We start from the raw sequence: 16,196 nt of genomic DNA, 5'->3' as shown, positions 1-16,196 counted from the left end.
TTCCGGAGAAATTTTGTTTAACCTTTCTTAACTTATATTTTATGTTACAAGAATTATCGGCAGACAACCTTTCTGAAGTTGTTAATGAAAATGATACAGTAATAGTGCAATATTCTGCTACATGGTGTGGTAATTGTAGAATAATGAAGCCCAAGTTTAAAAAACTGGCGGGAGAGAATAATGATGTTGCTTTTGTTATTGTAGACGCTGAAAAGTATCCAGAGTCTAGAAAAATGGCTACAGTAGATAACTTACCTACATTTGCGACATTTAAAAATGGAGCTTTTGTTAATCAGATTCAAACAAATAAATTAGACATTCTTAAAGAACTAGTAGATGAAGTTACCAGTAATTAAGCATCTCACAAACTTTATCGAAGAAAATGATGAAGATTTTGTGGTTGAAACTATTGAAACATTAGAAGCTTTGACAGAAATACCGTCTTTAAAAGATGAAGAGTTAGATGTGATAGGAGAATTAATATCTAACATGTATGGAGCATTAGAGGTAGATAAATTAATAAAGGAAGGGATGCCAAAAAAAGAAGCATTAAATAAATTTATGAAAAGAGTTTTAGGCTCCATAGATAATTAACCTATCAAGCGTTAAATTTCATAAAATTTTAATATTTTATGAAATCACATAAAATTACAATAAAATCTTATTAATTTTAGAACACAAAAAAAATCATTTATTATGGCTTCAATAACAATTAAAGGAAATACTATTCATACTAACGGTACTTTACCAGAGGTTGGTAAAAATGCTCCAGATTTTGAATTGGTTAATACAGATTTGTCTACAACTAAACTTTCTGATTATAAAGGAACAAGAGTTGTTTTAAATGTTTTTCCTTCGATAGATACAGGTACTTGTGCAGCTTCTGTAAGGGCTTTTAATAAAGAAGCTAGTAATCTGTCTAATACTAAAGTTTTATGTATTTCAAAAGATTTGCCATTTGCGCAAGATCGTTTTTGTGGTGCAGAAGGGTTAAAGAATGTAATAAATCATTCTGATTTTAGAACAGGAGATTTTGGTAAAAATTATGGGTTAGAAATTATAGATGGACCTCTACAAGGATTACATTCCAGAGCAGTTATTGTTCTTGATGAAAATGCGAAAGTACTATATACAGAACAAGTTTCAGAAATAGTAGAAGAACCAAACTATTCTGCAGTATTAGATATATTGTCTTAAAATCAAATGAGTAAAGTTTCAGAATTTGTTATCGGCAGATTAAAAGGTGTTGGTTATGCGCTTAAAGGTGCTTTATTATTGTTAAAAACAGAAGCCAGCATACAGGTACAATTTGGAGTTGCTGTATTTATGACTATTCTGGGCTTTTATTTTAATATCACTTCTATCGAATGGATACTACAGTTTTTTGCTATAGGATTGGTAATGAGTGTAGAAGGGATGAATACAGCAATTGAAGCAATAGCAGATTTTATTCATCCTGATTTTCATAACAAAATAGGTTTTATAAAAGATATAGCAGCAGGAGCAGTTTTTATAGCAGCTATTACAGCTGTAGCTGTTGGATTGTTGATTTATATACCATATTTCATTTAGAAAATTTTTTAGGCATTTTTACGTTCCAATATAGATATTCGTATTTTTGCGATAAGACACCCAAAAAATGGCCAAGAAAAAGGTAAGTACAAAAAAGAAAACAACAACAAAGACTACAAAACCATTAAAAGAAAAATTTAAACTATCAAGACAACAAAAAGTTGTTCTTGGTAGTTTTTTGTTCTTTTTAGGAATAGGACTATTTTTTGCTTTTATATCTTTTTTCTTTAACTGGAAAATAGATCAAAGCGAAGTATCTCAGTTTTATAATAGAACATCTTCTCCAAAAAATTGGTTAAGTAAGTTTGGTGCAGGAGTAAGTCATTTCTTTATATTTAAAGGTTTTGGTATTTCTGCATTATTTATACCTGTGTTAACCTCTTTAACAGGAATATACCTGTTTTTTGACCTTAGTAGAAAACGATTATTTGGTTTTTGGTTTTGGGGAACTCTAGTAATGATTTGGATATCAGTAGTATTAGGTTTTATAGAAAAAGACGGCGGATTATTAGCAGGTATAATAGGATATGAAATCAATGATTTTTTAAGAGATTATATCGGTTTTATAGGAACAGTTTTGATACTTGCATTTTTTGCAATAGTATATATTGTAGTACGATTAAGGTATACTCCAGAAAAATTATATGATTCTTTAAAAGCTACACAAAAAGATATTGTAAAAGATTACGAAACAACTTCGCAGTCTGATGACAGTCTAACGAACCCGGTTTCAGATAAACAGAATTCAAAATTTGATATAAAAGAAAGAATAGATGCTATTATAACAAAATCTGATGATCCTAATAAAAAAGAAGATAAGTTAAGAGCGTCTTCTAAACAAGGCGATAATACGGGGGAAATAACTTTAAACCCAACGATTAATGAAGCGTACGGAACTTCTGATAAAAGAGAGGATGAAATTCCTGAAAAAATTATTATAAAATCAGAAGGAAACCCTGAAGATATTGAGATGGAGGTCGAAACGACTGTTGAAGAGGAGGAAGTAGAAAATTTAAGCTCTAAATTAGTGAAAGATTTTGGTGAATTTGATCCGAAATTAGAATTAGGGAATTATAAATTTCCAGCTATAAGCCTTTTAAAAGATTATTCAGCTAATAAAGGAGGAATTACAATTGATCAAGGAGAGTTAGAAGAAAATAAAAATCGTATTGTTGAGACTCTTAAGAATTACAAGATTGAAATAGCTCAAATTAAGGCAACTGTCGGTCCCACAGTAACACTATATGAAATCGTACCAGAAGCAGGGATTCGAATTTCTAAAATAAAAAATCTGGAGGATGATATAGCATTGTCATTAGCAGCTTTGGGAATAAGAATTATAGCCCCAATTCCAGGAAAAGGAACTATTGGTATAGAAGTTCCTAATAAAAATGCAACTATTGTCTCTATGAGATCTGCAATTGCATCTTCTAAATTTCAAAATGCAGAAATGGCATTGCCATTATCTTTAGGTAAAACTATTTCTAACGAAACCTTTGTAGTAGATTTGGCCAAAATGCCTCACCTCCTTATGGCTGGAGCTACAGGGCAAGGTAAATCTGTTGGACTTAATGCAATACTAACTTCTTTGCTATATAAAAAACACCCTGCAGAAGTTAAGTTTGTTCTGGTAGATCCAAAAAAAGTAGAACTTACTTTATTTAATAAAATTGAGCGCCATTATTTGGCAAAATTACCAGATACAGAAGAAGCTATAATAACAGATAATAATAAGGTAATTAATACACTAAATTCATTGTGTATAGAAATGGATACCCGTTATGATTTGTTAAAATTAGCAATGGTTAGAAATATAAAAGAGTATAATGAAAAATTTAAGGCACGAAAATTAAATCCAGAAAATGGACATAGATTTTTGCCATATATAGTACTTGTAGTAGACGAGTTTGCAGATTTGATAATGACTGCAGGTAAAGAGGTGGAAACTCCTATAGCTAGACTAGCGCAATTAGCAAGAGCTATCGGGATACACCTGATTATAGCTACTCAACGACCATCTGTAAATGTAATAACAGGTATGATTAAGGCTAATTTTCCTGCCAGAATAGCATTTAGAGTAACCTCAAAAATAGATTCTCGTACTATTTTAGATACTGGTGGAGCGGATCAACTTATTGGTAGAGGGGATATGTTATTTACACAAGGAAACGATGTTGTGAGGATACAGTGTGCATTTGTTGATACTCCAGAAGTAGAGAGAATAACAGAATATATAGGTAGTCAAAAAGGATATGCTGATGCACATCTTTTACCAGAATATGAAGGAGAGGAAAGTGGCACAAGTCTTGATATAAATAAAAAAGATAGAGATAAACTTTTTGCTGAAGCAGCAGAAGTAATTGTAACAGCACAACAAGGATCAGCATCGTTATTACAAAGAAAATTAAAATTAGGATATAATCGTGCGGGTAGATTAATAGATCAGTTAGAGGCAGCAGGAATTGTAGGCCCTTTTGAAGGAAGTAAAGCTAGACAGGTTTTGATTACTGATTTAACATCACTTAAACAGTTTTTGGATAATGAATTATAGCATTGTAAATTAATTAAGTAAAGAATAAGTATAAAAATGATAAAAAAAGTAACACTTTTACTATTTGTATTCGGTATAACTACGATGCAGGCACAGACTGCCAAAGGTTTATTAGATGAGGTTTCTAAAAAAGTCAAAAGTTATAATAATATTGTGATAAACTTTAAGTACTCTCTTAATAATTCAGCAGAAAATGTAGACCAAGAGACTCGAGGAGAAGTAACTTTACAAGGAAATAAATATCTCCTTAATTTGATGGGAACAGAACAGATGTATGACGGTAAAAAGTTACATGTCATTATTCCTGAAGATGAAGAAATAAATATTTCTACTCTAAATGAAGAAGATGGAGCAAGCGTAACTCCTTCAAAGATGTTGACTTTTTATGAAGATGGATATACCTATAAAATGGATATCGAACAGAATGTACAAGGAAGAAAAATTCAATATGTAAAATTAATACCAATAGACTCTAAAAGTGACTTAAAAGAGATATTATTAGGTATTGATAAGCAAACAAAGCACATATACAAAATGATTCAAAAACAAAATAATGGAACGAATGTAACCATTACTGTAAATAGTTTTAAAACAAATCAACCTCTTTCTAAAACATTGTTTGTGTTTGATGAATCAAAATATAGTAGTTACTATATAAATCGACTGGATTAGGCTAAAAAACTTTATGAAAAATTAAAAACTAAAGAGCGTGTATGTTTTTTCGTACATGTTCTTTAGTTTTTAATTTTATTTATACTTTTGACTATTAGAAAAAACGAAACGTGTGAAAATCCTTGATAGATATATTTTAACCACTTTTATAAAGACGTTTTTTCCGCTCTTTATTATTATTATGTTTATTCTGTTATTACAGACAATTTGGTTGTTTATATCAGAACTTGCAGGAAAAGATCTTGATTTCTCTGTAATTATAAAGTTTTTGACATTTGCAACACCCAGATTAATACCAATGGTGTTGCCCCTTACAATTTTACTAACATCAATCATGATTTTTGGTAATTTTGCAGAAAATTATGAATTTGCTGCGATGAAATCTTCTGGAATATCCTTACAAAGAGCTATGAGAACATTATCTGTTTTTATATTTTTTGTTGGTATTGGTGCATTTTTGTTTTCAAATACAGTAATTCCATCTTCAGAAAAAAGATTTATTAATCTTAGAAAAAATATAGTAAAAGTAAAACCAGCAATGGTAATCACGCCAAATCAATTTAATGATCTCGGAGATATAAACATAAAAGTAGCAGAAAAATATGGGGATAATGATGAGTTTCTTAGAGATATTATTATTCACAAAAAAGGAGTAAGACCAGGAAATTCTACAGTTATAAAAGCTATAGATGGGGAGTTAAAAGGAAATGTTAATTCTGATTTAGTTACACTTATACTTAATAATGGTAATTATTATGACGAAATTCATCAAAATTCTCCGCAGAAAAGAAAAAAATTACCGTTTGCAAAGGCAAGGTTTAAAAAATATGTTCTTAATATAGACTTGTCATCTTTGGATAATGTTGATATGGATGCACAACAATACAGTAAAGGATTTAATATGCTTAATGTTAGTGAATTAAAGCATGAAATCGATACCGTTTCTGGACAAGTAAATAAAGGACTAAAGAGTATGATACTTGAAATAGATAGAAGGATTGGGTTTGAAGGAATAAATAGAAATATTAAAATAGATACTACTAAAAAAATAACCAAGGATACATTAGTCTTAGAAAATTATTTTGATGTTGCCCAAAAAATACAAATTTATCAAATTGCATCCTCTAATATAGATGCTGTTTTAAGAAAATTAGATACAACCAAAAGCGATCAAGTATTTAAGAAAAGAGCTTTAAACAAATACGAAATGTCTTTACATGACAAATATGCTTTAGGAGTTTCTTGTATACTTCTGTTTTTTGTAGGAGCTCCGTTAGGGGCGATAATTCGTAAAGGAGGATTAGGATTGCCAATTGTAATTGGAGTTGTACTATTTTTAACGTATCATTTTATAGGTATTTTTGCTAAAAACGGTGCAGAAGAAGGAGGGATACCTCCATTTTTAGGGTCGTGGCTTTCTACATTTGTAATATTTCCTTTAAGTATCTTTTTAACCCATAGAGCAACTACAGATCAAGGAATATTTAATATGGACGGAATTGTACAGCCAATAAAGAAAATCTTTGTAAAACTATCTTCTAAATCCAAAAAATAGATTTCTTTTTAAATATCTTTGTCAAGCAATAATTTTAAGAACAATACTTATGTCGCAAATTACCGAAACCAAAAATAAAATTAAGTTGAATACTATTCAGGAGGCTATTGAAGATATTCGGCAAGGAAAGGTAATTATTGTAGTAGATGATGAAGATCGTGAAAATGAAGGAGATTTTATTGCAGCCGCAGAAAAAGTTACTCCAGAAATGATCAATTTTATGGCAACTCATGGGCGCGGTTTAATATGTGCACCACTTACTAGTGATCGTTGCGAAGAACTGGGGCTTGATATGATGGTTCAAAATAATACGGTTCTGCATGAAACTCAATTTACAGTATCTGTAGATTTAATAGGACATGGATGCACCACTGGGATTTCTGTTCATGATAGATCTAAAACAATAAACGCACTAGTCCAAGAAAATACAAAACCTCATGATTTAGGTAGGCCAGGGCATATTTTTCCGCTTAAAGCAAAAAATGGAGGAGTATTAAGACGTACAGGGCATACAGAAGCAGCTGTAGATCTGGCAAGGCTTGCTGGATTAAAACCAGCAGGGATTTTAGTTGAGATATTAAATGAGGATGGTACAATGGCTCGTCTACCACAATTGGTAGAGGTAGCAAAGAAATTTGACCTTAAATTAATATCTATAGAAGATTTGGTAGCATATCGTATGCAACATGACTCTCTAATTGAAAAAAAGGAGGATTTTGATATTGTTACCCGTTTTGGAAATTATAGACTTAGAGCATACAAACAAACAACCAATAATCAAATCCATATAGCCTTAACACAAGGAACTTGGAAAGAAAATGAACCTGTACTAACCAGAATAAATTCTACATTATTTAATAATGATATTTTGGGAACTCTAACCAATAATGCAGATAAACGTTTAGATGCAATGTTTAAACGTATTAATACAGAAGGGAAAGGTGCCATAATTTTTATTAATCAGGAAAGCCAATCGCTTAATCTTTTAGGGCGTTTAAGTACTTTAAAAGAAAACCAAAACGGAAAAGAAGTAATGAAAGCTCCAAATATAGTTATGGATACTAAGGATTTTGGTATTGGTGCTCAGATATTACATGATATAAATATTCATAAACTAAGACTTGTATCTAATAGCGTACAACAAAAACGTGTAGGTATGATAGGATATGGATTAGAGATAGTAGAATATGTAGAATATTAATATTCTACATATTCTACTATCTTATTATTATAAGATACTTTTTATAGCATTTACCATTTTTGTAGCTCTTTCTTTTAACTGCTCTTCAGTCCAACCTACTTTAATCAGGCAAGATATAGTGCGTCCCATCCATATATCACTCGCATCAAAGGAGGTGTTGTTTTTTTGTAATCCCATTTGTATTTCCTGAGATAATTTTCCTAAAGATTTTTGCTCCAAAAGATGTTCCCATTTTTTATAGTAATGCCAATTATTATCAAACCAATAAAAGCAAGCGTCTACCCCATGTTCTCCTAGAGCCTTATGCGCTTTTCTAGCTAGGTTTTCATCGGGTAAGAATATGTTTAAAAAAGCATAGCTTTCTACTCCTGTTTTTGGTACTCTTCTATAAGTAACTTCAGGAATTGATTGCAATGCATTTTTAAGAAAAGTGTAGTTTTTTTCTTGAATAGCAACTATAGTATCTAGTTTTCTTAGTTGTGCAATCCCTACAGCAGCATTTAATTCAGATATTCTATAATTATATCCCAAAAATGGATGTGTTTCTGCACCACGATCATTACCTACATGGTCATGACCATGATCTTGATATTGGTGTGCTCGTTCTGCATATTTTTCAGAATTAGTTATTATTCCTCCTCCTTCACCACAGGTAACTGTTTTTACATAATCAAAAGAAAAACAACCTAGATCTCCATAGCTACCTAAAGGTTTGCCATCATAAATGGCACCTATAGCTTGACAAGCATCTTCTAATAAAATAAGGTTGTGTGTATCACAAATAGATTTTAAAGCTTTAAGGTCTGCCATAGATCCACACATGTGTACAGGCATAATAGCTTTAGTTTTTGAGGATATAGCTTTTTGTACTGCTTCAGGATCTAAAGTAAGAGTATCATCAATATCACATAAAATAGGGATAGCACCAACAGATAAAATAGCTTCAAAACTGGCTACAAATGTAAATGTTGGCATGATTACTTCGTCTCCAGCTCCAATCCCTGCACAAGATAAAGCAACAGTTAAAGCAGCGGTTCCGCTAGAAACTACCTGTGCATACTTGGTTTGCATTCTACTAGCAAGATCTTTCTCTAATTCTAATGCTTTATGATGACCATTTCTCATAGGGTCAAATCCATATCGCATTAATACTCCATTATCCAAAACATCTTGGACTTCTTTTTTTTCTTCTGCACCGAATAACTCAAATCCTGGCATATCTATAGTGTTAAATTGAAAATCATTTTTGGCAAAAATACCGAAAAGACTTTTGATATAGTGGGGTATATTTTAGAAATTTTTTAAGTACTAATAGGCTGTAATAAATAAAATTAAATAGTAATGATGGTGTCATTGATAGAGCGTCTTACTTTTTTAAATTCAGAAAACATATCATCTTTAGCTCTATAACCAATAGGTAATACTAATACAGAGCTTAAATTGTGATTACTAAGGTTTAGGGTTTCATCATATTTTTCAGGTATAAAACCTTCCATCGGACAAGAGTCTATTGCTTCAATCGCACATATAGTAAGAATGTTTCCCATAGCTAAATATGCTTGTTTTGTAGCCCAATTATAAATTTCTTCTGGCGACTTATTTTTAAAAGAAGAAACCAGCTGTTTTTTAAAAGGATTTAATATTTCATCAGGAGTATTTCGAATTGCTTTCACATTATTGAAATACTCGTTTATATACTGTTCTCCAATATTTTTTTCTATACAGAATACTAATAAATGAGAAGCATCGGCAACCTGTTGTTGGTTCCAGGAATGTGTTGTAAGTTCTTTTTGTAATACCTTATCTTTTATGATTACCAATTTTAACGGTTGTAGCCCATAAGAAGTAGCAGTTAGATTAAATGCTTCTGTAATGGTATTTATTTTTTCTTGAGGAAGAATTTTTTTATTATCAAATTTTTTGGTAGCATAACGCCAACGTAAACTCTCTATAATATTCATCTAATTTTTTTTTAAGTATAATACAAAGATAATAGGATAACATTTACCTTTGCTGAGTAAAAAGATAAGAAAAAACTATATCGTTATTGTATGAATACTATAGAAGAATTAATTAAGAAATCCGAAACAAGAATATTTAAAGCAGTTTTCCCAAATACAACAAATCATTATGAGACTTTATTTGGTGGTACAGCATTGCAGCTTATGGACGAAGTTTCTTTTATATGCGCAACGCGATTTAGTAGAAAAAAAGTAGTTACTATATCTACAGATAAAATTGATTTTGAAAAACCAATTCCAGCAGGAACTATAATAGAGTTAGTAGCAAAAGTAGTGGAGGTGGGCAAAACCAGCTGTTTAGTAAAAGTAGATATTTATAAAGAAGAGATGTATAGTTATGATCGGGAGATAGCGGTTTCTGGTCATTTTAAATTTGTAGCCATCGATAATAATAAAAAACCAGTTCCTATACTCGATAAGTAAATATCAAATAATTTTTATTCTAAAACTTCAGATTCAAATATCGAAAGGTTACAAACACATTCATCATAAAAAATCATAGCAGTTTCTATATGATCTATATAGCTGAAATTTGCTAATTTATCTAATATAAAAGATCTGAGATCTTCAGAATCTTTTACCCCTATATGAATCATAAAGTCGGTATCACCAGCCATGTGATAAAATTTTATGACTCCTTTTAGGGTTCGGGTTCTTTTTATAAAAGAATTTACAACTTCTCTTTCATGTTTGTTTAAACGTACAGATACCATTACCTGTACATTAATATCTAACTTCTTTAAGTTAAGATTAGCATTAAAAGCTCTAAAAAAACCTTCTCTAGTTAATCTTTTCAATCTTTCATGACAAGTAGATGGAGCAATATCCAACTCTGCTGCGACCTCTTTATTAGATAACCGAGCATTATTTTGTAATAGCTTTAAAATCTGAATATCCTTCTGGTCTAACTTCATAAATATTAATTTTTTAGAATCTATTTCGTGTTTAATAAAATTAAATATGAATATAATTCAATTTTTTTACAAATATAATGAATTTTGTTCGTGAACTTGTAAAATATAATTCTAAAATGAATATAGGTATAATCGGATTAGGAACTGTTAGTAGAGGTTTTTTGGAAATCTTACAGGAAAAAACGAACTGGGTTTCTCAAAAATTTGAAACAGATATCAAAGTAGTTGCTATAAAAGATATCATGAAAGGAAATATGTATAATCCTAAAGGTATAGATATTAATATACTCTTGCAAAAACTAGATAAAGGAGAAAATATTAATGATGACTCCTTAAAAGATGAACATCCATTATCTAAAATAGAAGATATAGATCTTATTATTGAAGCAAGCTATAGTGACTACAAAACTGGAGATCCTGCTTATACTTTCATTAAAGATGCATTATCTAATGGAAAACATGTGGTTACTACAAACAAAGGACCAGTAGCATTGCATTATACCGAATTAAATAAGTTGGCTATAAAAAACAATGTTTCGTTACGATATGAAGGAACTGTATTGAGTGGTACACCAACTTTTTCTTTGATAGAAGAATGTTTGGCAGGAGATGATATTACAGAAATTAGAGGAATTCTTAATGGTACCAGTAATTATATTCTTTCAAAAATGGCTGGAGGAGAATCCTTTGAAAACGCACTTGGCGTAGCACAACAAAAAGGATATGCAGAAGCAGATCCTACTAATGATGTAAAAGGTTATGATGCCAGAGGAAAAGTAGCCATACTATCTCATAAAGTTTTTGGAGTAGATCTTGGTCTCAATAGTATTTCTACAAAGGGAATAGATGCTATTTCTAAGAAAGAATTAGATGCAGCTAAAAAGGAAGGAAAAAATATTCGTCTTATAGGTAGTTTAAAGAAAACAGGAAATACAATAGAAGCAAAAGTACAACCAGAAGCTCTAGGACAAGATGATGCATTATCTAATATTGATGGGGTTACTAATGCTATAGAAATCTCTACTGTTTACTTAGGAAAAATTATGATTACAGGCCCAGGTGCTGGAAAATTAGAGACTGGCTATTCTGTGTTTTCAGATGTACTTTCTGTAATTAAAAACTTTTAAAAGGATGATAGAAACATTAGATAAGATAGATACCATGAAAATTCTGATAGGAGAAAAGTGGGTAGAAAGTGCAATGAAAATGCCAGTATTAAACCCATATTCAGGAAAAGAAATATATACAATTTCTTGTGCAGATAGAAATAATGTAGAAGAGGCTTTGAAATCTGCCGAAAAAGGAAAAATCATTTCTAAAAACTTATCACCGTATCAAAGAAGTGAAATTATAGCTAAAGTAGTTTTATTGTTAAAAGAGAGAAAAGAAGAATTTTCTAAAGTAATAGTAAGTGAAGGAGTTAAAACAAAAACAGAAGCAGATAAAGAGGTAGAAAGATGTATCAATACATTAACATTATGTAGTGAAGAAGCAAAGAGACTTACAGGAGAAACAGTTCCTTTTGGTGCTTTTGCAGGAGGTGCGTCTCGAGCCGGGTATTATGTACATGATCCAATAGGTGCTATTACAGCAATAACCCCGTTTAATGATCCCCTTAATTTAGTGGCACATAAACTTGGCCCAGCAATAGCTTCAGGAAATGCAATTATACTTAAACCATCAGATTATACGCCTGTATCTGCAATAAAATTAGGGGAATTATTTTTAGAAGCAGGTTTGCCCTTCCATATTCTTAATATAATAACAGGGCCTGCTAGCAATTATGGGGATATTTTGATTACAGACCCACGAGTTAATATGATAAGTTTTACGGGGGGCACAAAATCTGGTGAGGAGATAATAAAAGCTGCAGGAATTAAAAAAGTAGCGATGGAACTAGGATCTAGTTCACCAGTAATTGTTATGGAGGATGTGGATGTAGATGCTGTTTCTAAAAATTGTATTGGTGGCATGACATGGGCTGCTGGTCAAAACTGTGTAGGAGTGAAACGTATGTATGTTCACAAATCCATATACAAATCCTTTAAAGAAAAAATTATAGCGTATGCAAATGCTATAAACATTGGAGATCCAGAAGATCCAGAAACAGAAATGGGATCTATCATAACCAATGAGGCTATTAATACTATAGATAACTCGGTTAAAGAATTAAAACAAGCTGGATATAAAATCTTATGTGGTGGTAAACGTATAGGAAATACCTATCAACCAACAATTCTTGAAGGAAATTTCGACCATTCTTTAAACGGAAAACAAGAAATATTTGGTCCCGTAGCCACATTGTCAAAAATATCTTCTTTAGATCAAGCAATAAGTGCAAGTAATGATTCTGTTTATGGATTGCACGCCGGTATTTTTACAAATTCAATAGAAGTCGCTTTTAAAGCAATTAACGAACTGCAATGTGGAGGTGTAATGGTTAATGACTCTTCAGATTACCGAATTGATATGATGCCCTTTGGAGGAATTAAACAAAGTGGAATAGGCAGAGAAGGAGTGAAATCTGCTATACGAGAAATGACCACAACTAAAATTGCATGTTTTAACCTTTAATAAATATAAATATGAACACTATAGAAAACGCAGAGATTATCAAAAAAGACAAAACTACAAAAGGCAATGTAAATATGGATGTAGCCAAAGTATTATCACCAAAAAGAAATTCTACAGTTTGCAAAACTATAGAAGAATTAGCTGCAGAGCAGTTAGCATATTTTGATATAGATCCAAATAGTGCTTACGGAGAAACATTAAAAAAAGCCGCTATAGATATTTATACTGCACAAGCAGATATCTCTAAGCTAAAAGAAATTACAGCTGATACTGTTGGTAGATTAGACGCTAGTGAGAAAGTTGCATATTTTAATGCAAAACGTTTTATGTCTTTTCAGATTGCTAAAGTTTTAGAAACGTTACAAACTCCATTAAAGCAAACGTATCAATCATTAGAGCAGTCTGATGCTACTCTAAACGCAAAAGGCCCAATGCCTTTATTTAATAACATCGCAGCATTATTTTCTGCAACACCAGTAATCGCTCGTACCTCTACTTACGATTATTCCTGTACAGAATGGATTGATGATGCTTTTAATGGTAAAGAATCTATTCACCACATCTATTCAAGATCATTAAATCCTACATCTATGGCTCTTGGTACGCACATGGTACACCTAGAGGCTGGTAAATATGCAGATCAATATACTGCTTGGAACTTTAATAGTGGTATGGCAGCTATCGATGCGTTATTATGTAATGTATTAAGCTACCAAGATATTATGATTGTTTCTAGAAACATTTATGGTGGAGCTTACCAGTTGATCGAAGATTTCTTTGCAAAAAAGAATAAGATGGATATTAAGGTTGTTTGGTTTGATGGATATACACTAGAAGACTTTAAGCCTGTAATGGATCAAGCTAAAATAGATTATAAAGATCAACTAGCTAACGGTAAAAAAATACATGTATATATTGAGTCTCCTTGTAACCCTCATGGTTATATGTTAGATGTTCCTGCAATTTGTAAGTACTCTAAACAAAATGGTTCTATGGTAATGCTAGATGGTACTGTAGCAACTCCATTCTTAATTAAGCCATTACAACAAGAGGATGAGGATTGTAGACCAGATTTCTTATTCCATAGTTACACAAAAGATATTACTGGTTCTGGTACTGCTATTGCAGGTGGTATAATCGGAAAGAATAGTTTGATGTTTGTGCCAAAAGGTGAGAAAGTTGATGGGATTAACTGGGATGAGTCATTATTCTGGAATGTATATTACATTAAGGGTGGTTTCTTAAATGCAGATGCTGCTTTTGAGATTTTATCTGGAATGAAGACAATGAATTTAAGAATGACTCAAAAATGTGTAAATACAGTAGTGTTGGCTAAATTCTTTAACTCTAATCCAGAGATGTCAGTAATATGTAATGCTTTAGAGAATAATCCTAACAATGCGATTATGAAAAAAGTTAGTAAATATCAGTTAGCGGCTCCATTATTTACCATTGACTTTGAAAAGTCAGGCGTAAGTGATTCGGCATTCAAAAAATTCTTTGATACTTTGGCTCCAGCCTTTGGTTTCCAAGTAAGTTTAGGACAAATTAATACAACATTGTTATGTCCAGCATTTACTTCACATTCAGAACTAGATCAAGAAGCTTTATTGAAATCGGGAATTCATAAAACAACAATGAGAATATCTGTAGGTAACGAAAATCCTAAAGAATTAGCTAAGCATTTTATCCAGTCTGTAAAATTAATGATTGATCCAGAAAAGCCTGGATTCTCTGATGCATTTATGTCTATAGAAGAAATAGATAAATTATATGCAGATACTTATATGGATGTACAAAAGCAATTAATAGAAAACGGATACTTAAATTAAATAATAACAACTTAAATTTTATCATTATGATTAACGGAATTAATTTAGAAGCTCTGGGAGCGTATAAAAATACAGTAGAACAGGACTCAAAAAACGGAATGTATTCTGGTGGTATTAAGGCAACTTGGTTAGGTGGTACAAAAGTAGGAGTAGAAACTAAAGCTTTGCAATTAGGAGATGAAAAAATCCCTCACGATTTTTCATTTACTATCGATGAGCCAAATCAGTTATTAGGAGAACATTCTGCTCCAACTCCACAATGTTATCTATTAGGAGGTCTTTCAGGATGTATGATGGTTACTTTTGTTGCTATGGCATCTACAAAAGGAATAGAGCTAGAAGGAGTTTCTTTAGAAATAAAATCAACATTAGATTTACAAGGGTTTTTAGGTATAAATGAAACATCTCCTGTAGGATATGATACAGTAGAGTATTGTTTTACTGTAGAAGGGAATGGTACTGAAGAGCAGTTTAAAGAAATAGCAGATCTGGTTATTCAATTTTCTCCAAATTATGCAACTGTAGCCAATAAAGTAAAAATGGTTTCTAGTTTGGTAGTTAACTCTACTGTAAAAAATTAGTTTGTTTAGTTAAGAATTACCAATTTATTTATGGTGATTAAAAAAAGGCTGTTGGATACAATTTCAAACAGCCTTTTGTAATTACAGAAAGTCAAATTATCTCTTATTTTTATTCAAATAGGAGGGATAGGCTTTGTGTTTGTTTGTGAAAAGCTTATAGCTTTTAAATCAGCAAAAAAACACCAATTATAGAATTAGAAGCTTATTTCTTCTATCAGAAAAATAAAATAAATCAATAATCTCAAGATAATATCACTTTTATGTTGGCAAGGCATACTACTGAAAATATATCTTCTTTTTGAGATAAAGGATTAGGAAATAAAATTTTAATAAGGGATTAAGACGTTAAGAGTTCAATATGTTATAAAAATATAGAACAAGATTCTATAATAATTAATATTTGCATTTCGGTATATAAGATCGCAGTTCGCTTTAGAAATTAGTTTAAGTTATGTGTCTTTTAGTTTGACGAATTTATAAATACAAAATATAACTTTTTTGATTTTTTTGGAAGATTGTATCTGATTACTAATGAGAATAGATGAAAAAGGCTGTTTGATACAATTTCAAACAGCCTTTAGTAATTATAAAAATAACCAATTTTATACTTATATAATTATTTATTTTGATGGTTAAGATTATTTCTTAACACTATTCTTTTCGAAAAGCCTTTAGCTTTAGTGTTATTTACAGAAACTTCTTTTATGTAATAAATAATTTAGG

The 16,196-nt window shown here is 31.1% G+C and carries 16 protein-coding genes; 13 read left to right on the top strand and 3 right to left on the bottom strand.

Features of this window, described 5'->3' with window-relative positions:
- Nucleotides 1-41: 41 nt before the first annotated feature.
- The 8 genes from H527_RS0105105 to ribB all read left to right on the top strand — a co-directional run bounded on the left by H527_RS0105105 (nucleotide 42) and on the right by ribB (nucleotide 7,551).
- The gene (locus tag H527_RS0105105; RefSeq protein WP_027411707.1) at nucleotides 42-356 is read left to right on the top strand and encodes a thioredoxin family protein; all 315 of its coding nucleotides are present in this window, start codon (nucleotides 42-44) and stop codon (nucleotides 354-356) included.
- Nucleotides 337-594: a DUF6952 family protein gene (locus tag H527_RS0105100; RefSeq protein ID WP_027411706.1), complete on the top strand. Its 258-nt coding sequence runs from the start codon at nucleotides 337-339 to the stop codon at nucleotides 592-594. The genes H527_RS0105105 and H527_RS0105100 overlap by 20 nt, the downstream gene beginning before the upstream one ends.
- 102 nt (nucleotides 595-696) lie before the next feature.
- Nucleotides 697-1,197 carry a thiol peroxidase gene (gene tpx / locus H527_RS0105095; protein ID WP_027411705.1) on the top strand — a complete coding sequence of 167 codons (501 nt, stop codon included), beginning with the start codon at nucleotides 697-699 and terminating at the stop codon, nucleotides 1,195-1,197.
- 6 nt (nucleotides 1,198-1,203) lie between these two features.
- On the top strand, nucleotides 1,204-1,572 hold the full coding sequence (locus tag H527_RS0105090) for a diacylglycerol kinase (protein ID WP_027411704.1): 369 nt from the start codon (nucleotides 1,204-1,206) through the stop codon (nucleotides 1,570-1,572).
- Between the two features lie 67 nt (nucleotides 1,573-1,639).
- Nucleotides 1,640-4,123, top strand: a complete 2,484-nt coding sequence (locus tag H527_RS0105085) for an FtsK/SpoIIIE family DNA translocase (RefSeq protein ID WP_027411703.1) — start codon at nucleotides 1,640-1,642, stop codon at nucleotides 4,121-4,123.
- A 39-nt stretch (nucleotides 4,124-4,162) separates the two neighbouring features.
- Entirely contained in the window at nucleotides 4,163-4,795 is a 633-nt protein-coding gene (gene lolA1, locus H527_RS0105080; RefSeq protein ID WP_027411702.1) for an outer membrane lipoprotein periplasmic chaperone LolA1, read from the top strand.
- 112 nt (nucleotides 4,796-4,907) lie between these two features.
- A complete protein-coding gene (locus H527_RS0105075) occupies nucleotides 4,908-6,350 on the top strand; it encodes an LptF/LptG family permease (protein ID WP_035087458.1) in 1,443 nt (480 codons plus the stop codon).
- A gap of 49 nt (nucleotides 6,351-6,399) precedes the next feature.
- On the top strand, nucleotides 6,400-7,551 hold the full coding sequence (ribB, locus tag H527_RS0105070) for a 3,4-dihydroxy-2-butanone-4-phosphate synthase (protein ID WP_027411700.1): 1,152 nt from the start codon (nucleotides 6,400-6,402) through the stop codon (nucleotides 7,549-7,551).
- Nucleotides 7,552-7,578: 27 nt separating this feature from the next.
- Here the strand turns inward: ribB and H527_RS0105065 are convergent, their stop codons facing one another.
- Together H527_RS0105065 and H527_RS0105060 are read right to left on the bottom strand one after the other, a co-directional pair.
- Entirely contained in the window at nucleotides 7,579-8,769 is a 1,191-nt protein-coding gene (locus H527_RS0105065; RefSeq protein WP_027411699.1) for a DegT/DnrJ/EryC1/StrS family aminotransferase, read from the bottom strand.
- A 113-nt stretch (nucleotides 8,770-8,882) separates the two neighbouring features.
- Nucleotides 8,883-9,512, bottom strand: coding sequence for an NAD(P)H-dependent oxidoreductase (locus tag H527_RS0105060; protein WP_027411698.1), 630 nt, complete (start codon nucleotides 9,510-9,512; stop codon nucleotides 8,883-8,885).
- A gap of 90 nt (nucleotides 9,513-9,602) precedes the next feature.
- On the opposite strand from H527_RS0105060, the gene H527_RS0105055 reads away from it, so the two are divergent.
- Complete coding sequence (locus H527_RS0105055) at nucleotides 9,603-9,995, top strand: acyl-CoA thioesterase (RefSeq protein WP_027411697.1); 393 nt, start codon at nucleotides 9,603-9,605, stop codon at nucleotides 9,993-9,995.
- 14 nt (nucleotides 9,996-10,009) lie between these two features.
- On the opposite strand, the gene H527_RS0105050 is transcribed toward H527_RS0105055, so the two are convergent.
- On the bottom strand, nucleotides 10,010-10,486 hold the full coding sequence (locus tag H527_RS0105050; protein ID WP_027411696.1) for an Lrp/AsnC family transcriptional regulator: 477 nt from the start codon (nucleotides 10,484-10,486) through the stop codon (nucleotides 10,010-10,012).
- 116 nt (nucleotides 10,487-10,602) lie between these two features.
- Here H527_RS0105050 and H527_RS0105045 point away from each other — a divergent pair, with 116 nt between their 5' ends.
- Genes H527_RS0105045 through H527_RS0105030 form a run of 4 tightly spaced genes read left to right on the top strand, consistent with a single transcriptional unit; the run spans nucleotide 10,603 to nucleotide 15,473 of the window.
- Complete coding sequence (locus tag H527_RS0105045) at nucleotides 10,603-11,613, top strand: homoserine dehydrogenase (RefSeq protein ID WP_027411695.1); 1,011 nt, start codon at nucleotides 10,603-10,605, stop codon at nucleotides 11,611-11,613.
- Nucleotides 11,614-11,617: 4 nt separating this feature from the next.
- Nucleotides 11,618-13,060, top strand: coding sequence for an aldehyde dehydrogenase family protein (locus H527_RS0105040; RefSeq protein WP_229809251.1), 1,443 nt, complete (start codon nucleotides 11,618-11,620; stop codon nucleotides 13,058-13,060).
- Nucleotides 13,061-13,071: 11 nt separating this feature from the next.
- Nucleotides 13,072-14,892 carry a PLP-dependent transferase gene (locus H527_RS0105035; RefSeq protein WP_081414551.1) on the top strand — a complete coding sequence of 607 codons (1,821 nt, stop codon included), beginning with the start codon at nucleotides 13,072-13,074 and terminating at the stop codon, nucleotides 14,890-14,892.
- Nucleotides 14,893-14,918: 26 nt separating this feature from the next.
- Nucleotides 14,919-15,473 carry an OsmC family protein gene (locus tag H527_RS0105030; RefSeq protein ID WP_035087456.1) on the top strand — a complete coding sequence of 185 codons (555 nt, stop codon included), beginning with the start codon at nucleotides 14,919-14,921 and terminating at the stop codon, nucleotides 15,471-15,473.
- Nucleotides 15,474-16,196 lie beyond the last annotated feature (723 nt).

Source organism: Aquimarina muelleri DSM 19832 (genome assembly GCF_000430665.1).
In the GTDB taxonomy this organism is placed as follows: Bacteria; Bacteroidota; Bacteroidia; order Flavobacteriales; family Flavobacteriaceae; genus Aquimarina; species Aquimarina muelleri.
The sequence above is the reverse complement of the archived record's forward strand: the minus strand, read 5'-3'. Positions and strand labels throughout refer to the sequence as shown.

Excerpts from the sequence above, each read along its gene's own strand:
- H527_RS0105035 (WP_081414551.1), top strand. The coding sequence starts at position 13,072 with ATGAACACTATAGAAAACGCAGAGATTATCAAAAAAGACAAAACTACA.
- H527_RS0105065 (WP_027411699.1), bottom strand. The coding sequence starts at position 8,769 with ATGCCAGGATTTGAGTTATTCGGTGCAGAAGAAAAAAAAGAAGTCCAA.
- H527_RS0105050 (WP_027411696.1), bottom strand. The coding sequence starts at position 10,486 with ATGAAGTTAGACCAGAAGGATATTCAGATTTTAAAGCTATTACAAAAT.
- H527_RS0105045 (WP_027411695.1), top strand. The coding sequence starts at position 10,603 with ATGAATATAGGTATAATCGGATTAGGAACTGTTAGTAGAGGTTTTTTG.
- H527_RS0105105 (WP_027411707.1), top strand. The coding sequence starts at position 42 with ATGTTACAAGAATTATCGGCAGACAACCTTTCTGAAGTTGTTAATGAA.
- H527_RS0105030 (WP_035087456.1), top strand. The coding sequence starts at position 14,919 with ATGATTAACGGAATTAATTTAGAAGCTCTGGGAGCGTATAAAAATACA.
- H527_RS0105060 (WP_027411698.1), bottom strand. The coding sequence starts at position 9,512 with ATGAATATTATAGAGAGTTTACGTTGGCGTTATGCTACCAAAAAATTT.
- tpx (WP_027411705.1), top strand. The coding sequence starts at position 697 with ATGGCTTCAATAACAATTAAAGGAAATACTATTCATACTAACGGTACT.
- H527_RS0105055 (WP_027411697.1), top strand. The coding sequence starts at position 9,603 with ATGAATACTATAGAAGAATTAATTAAGAAATCCGAAACAAGAATATTT.
- H527_RS0105085 (WP_027411703.1), top strand. The coding sequence starts at position 1,640 with ATGGCCAAGAAAAAGGTAAGTACAAAAAAGAAAACAACAACAAAGACT.
- H527_RS0105100 (WP_027411706.1), top strand. The coding sequence starts at position 337 with ATGAAGTTACCAGTAATTAAGCATCTCACAAACTTTATCGAAGAAAAT.
- H527_RS0105090 (WP_027411704.1), top strand. The coding sequence starts at position 1,204 with ATGAGTAAAGTTTCAGAATTTGTTATCGGCAGATTAAAAGGTGTTGGT.
- H527_RS0105040 (WP_229809251.1), top strand. The coding sequence starts at position 11,618 with ATGATAGAAACATTAGATAAGATAGATACCATGAAAATTCTGATAGGA.
- ribB (WP_027411700.1), top strand. The coding sequence starts at position 6,400 with ATGTCGCAAATTACCGAAACCAAAAATAAAATTAAGTTGAATACTATT.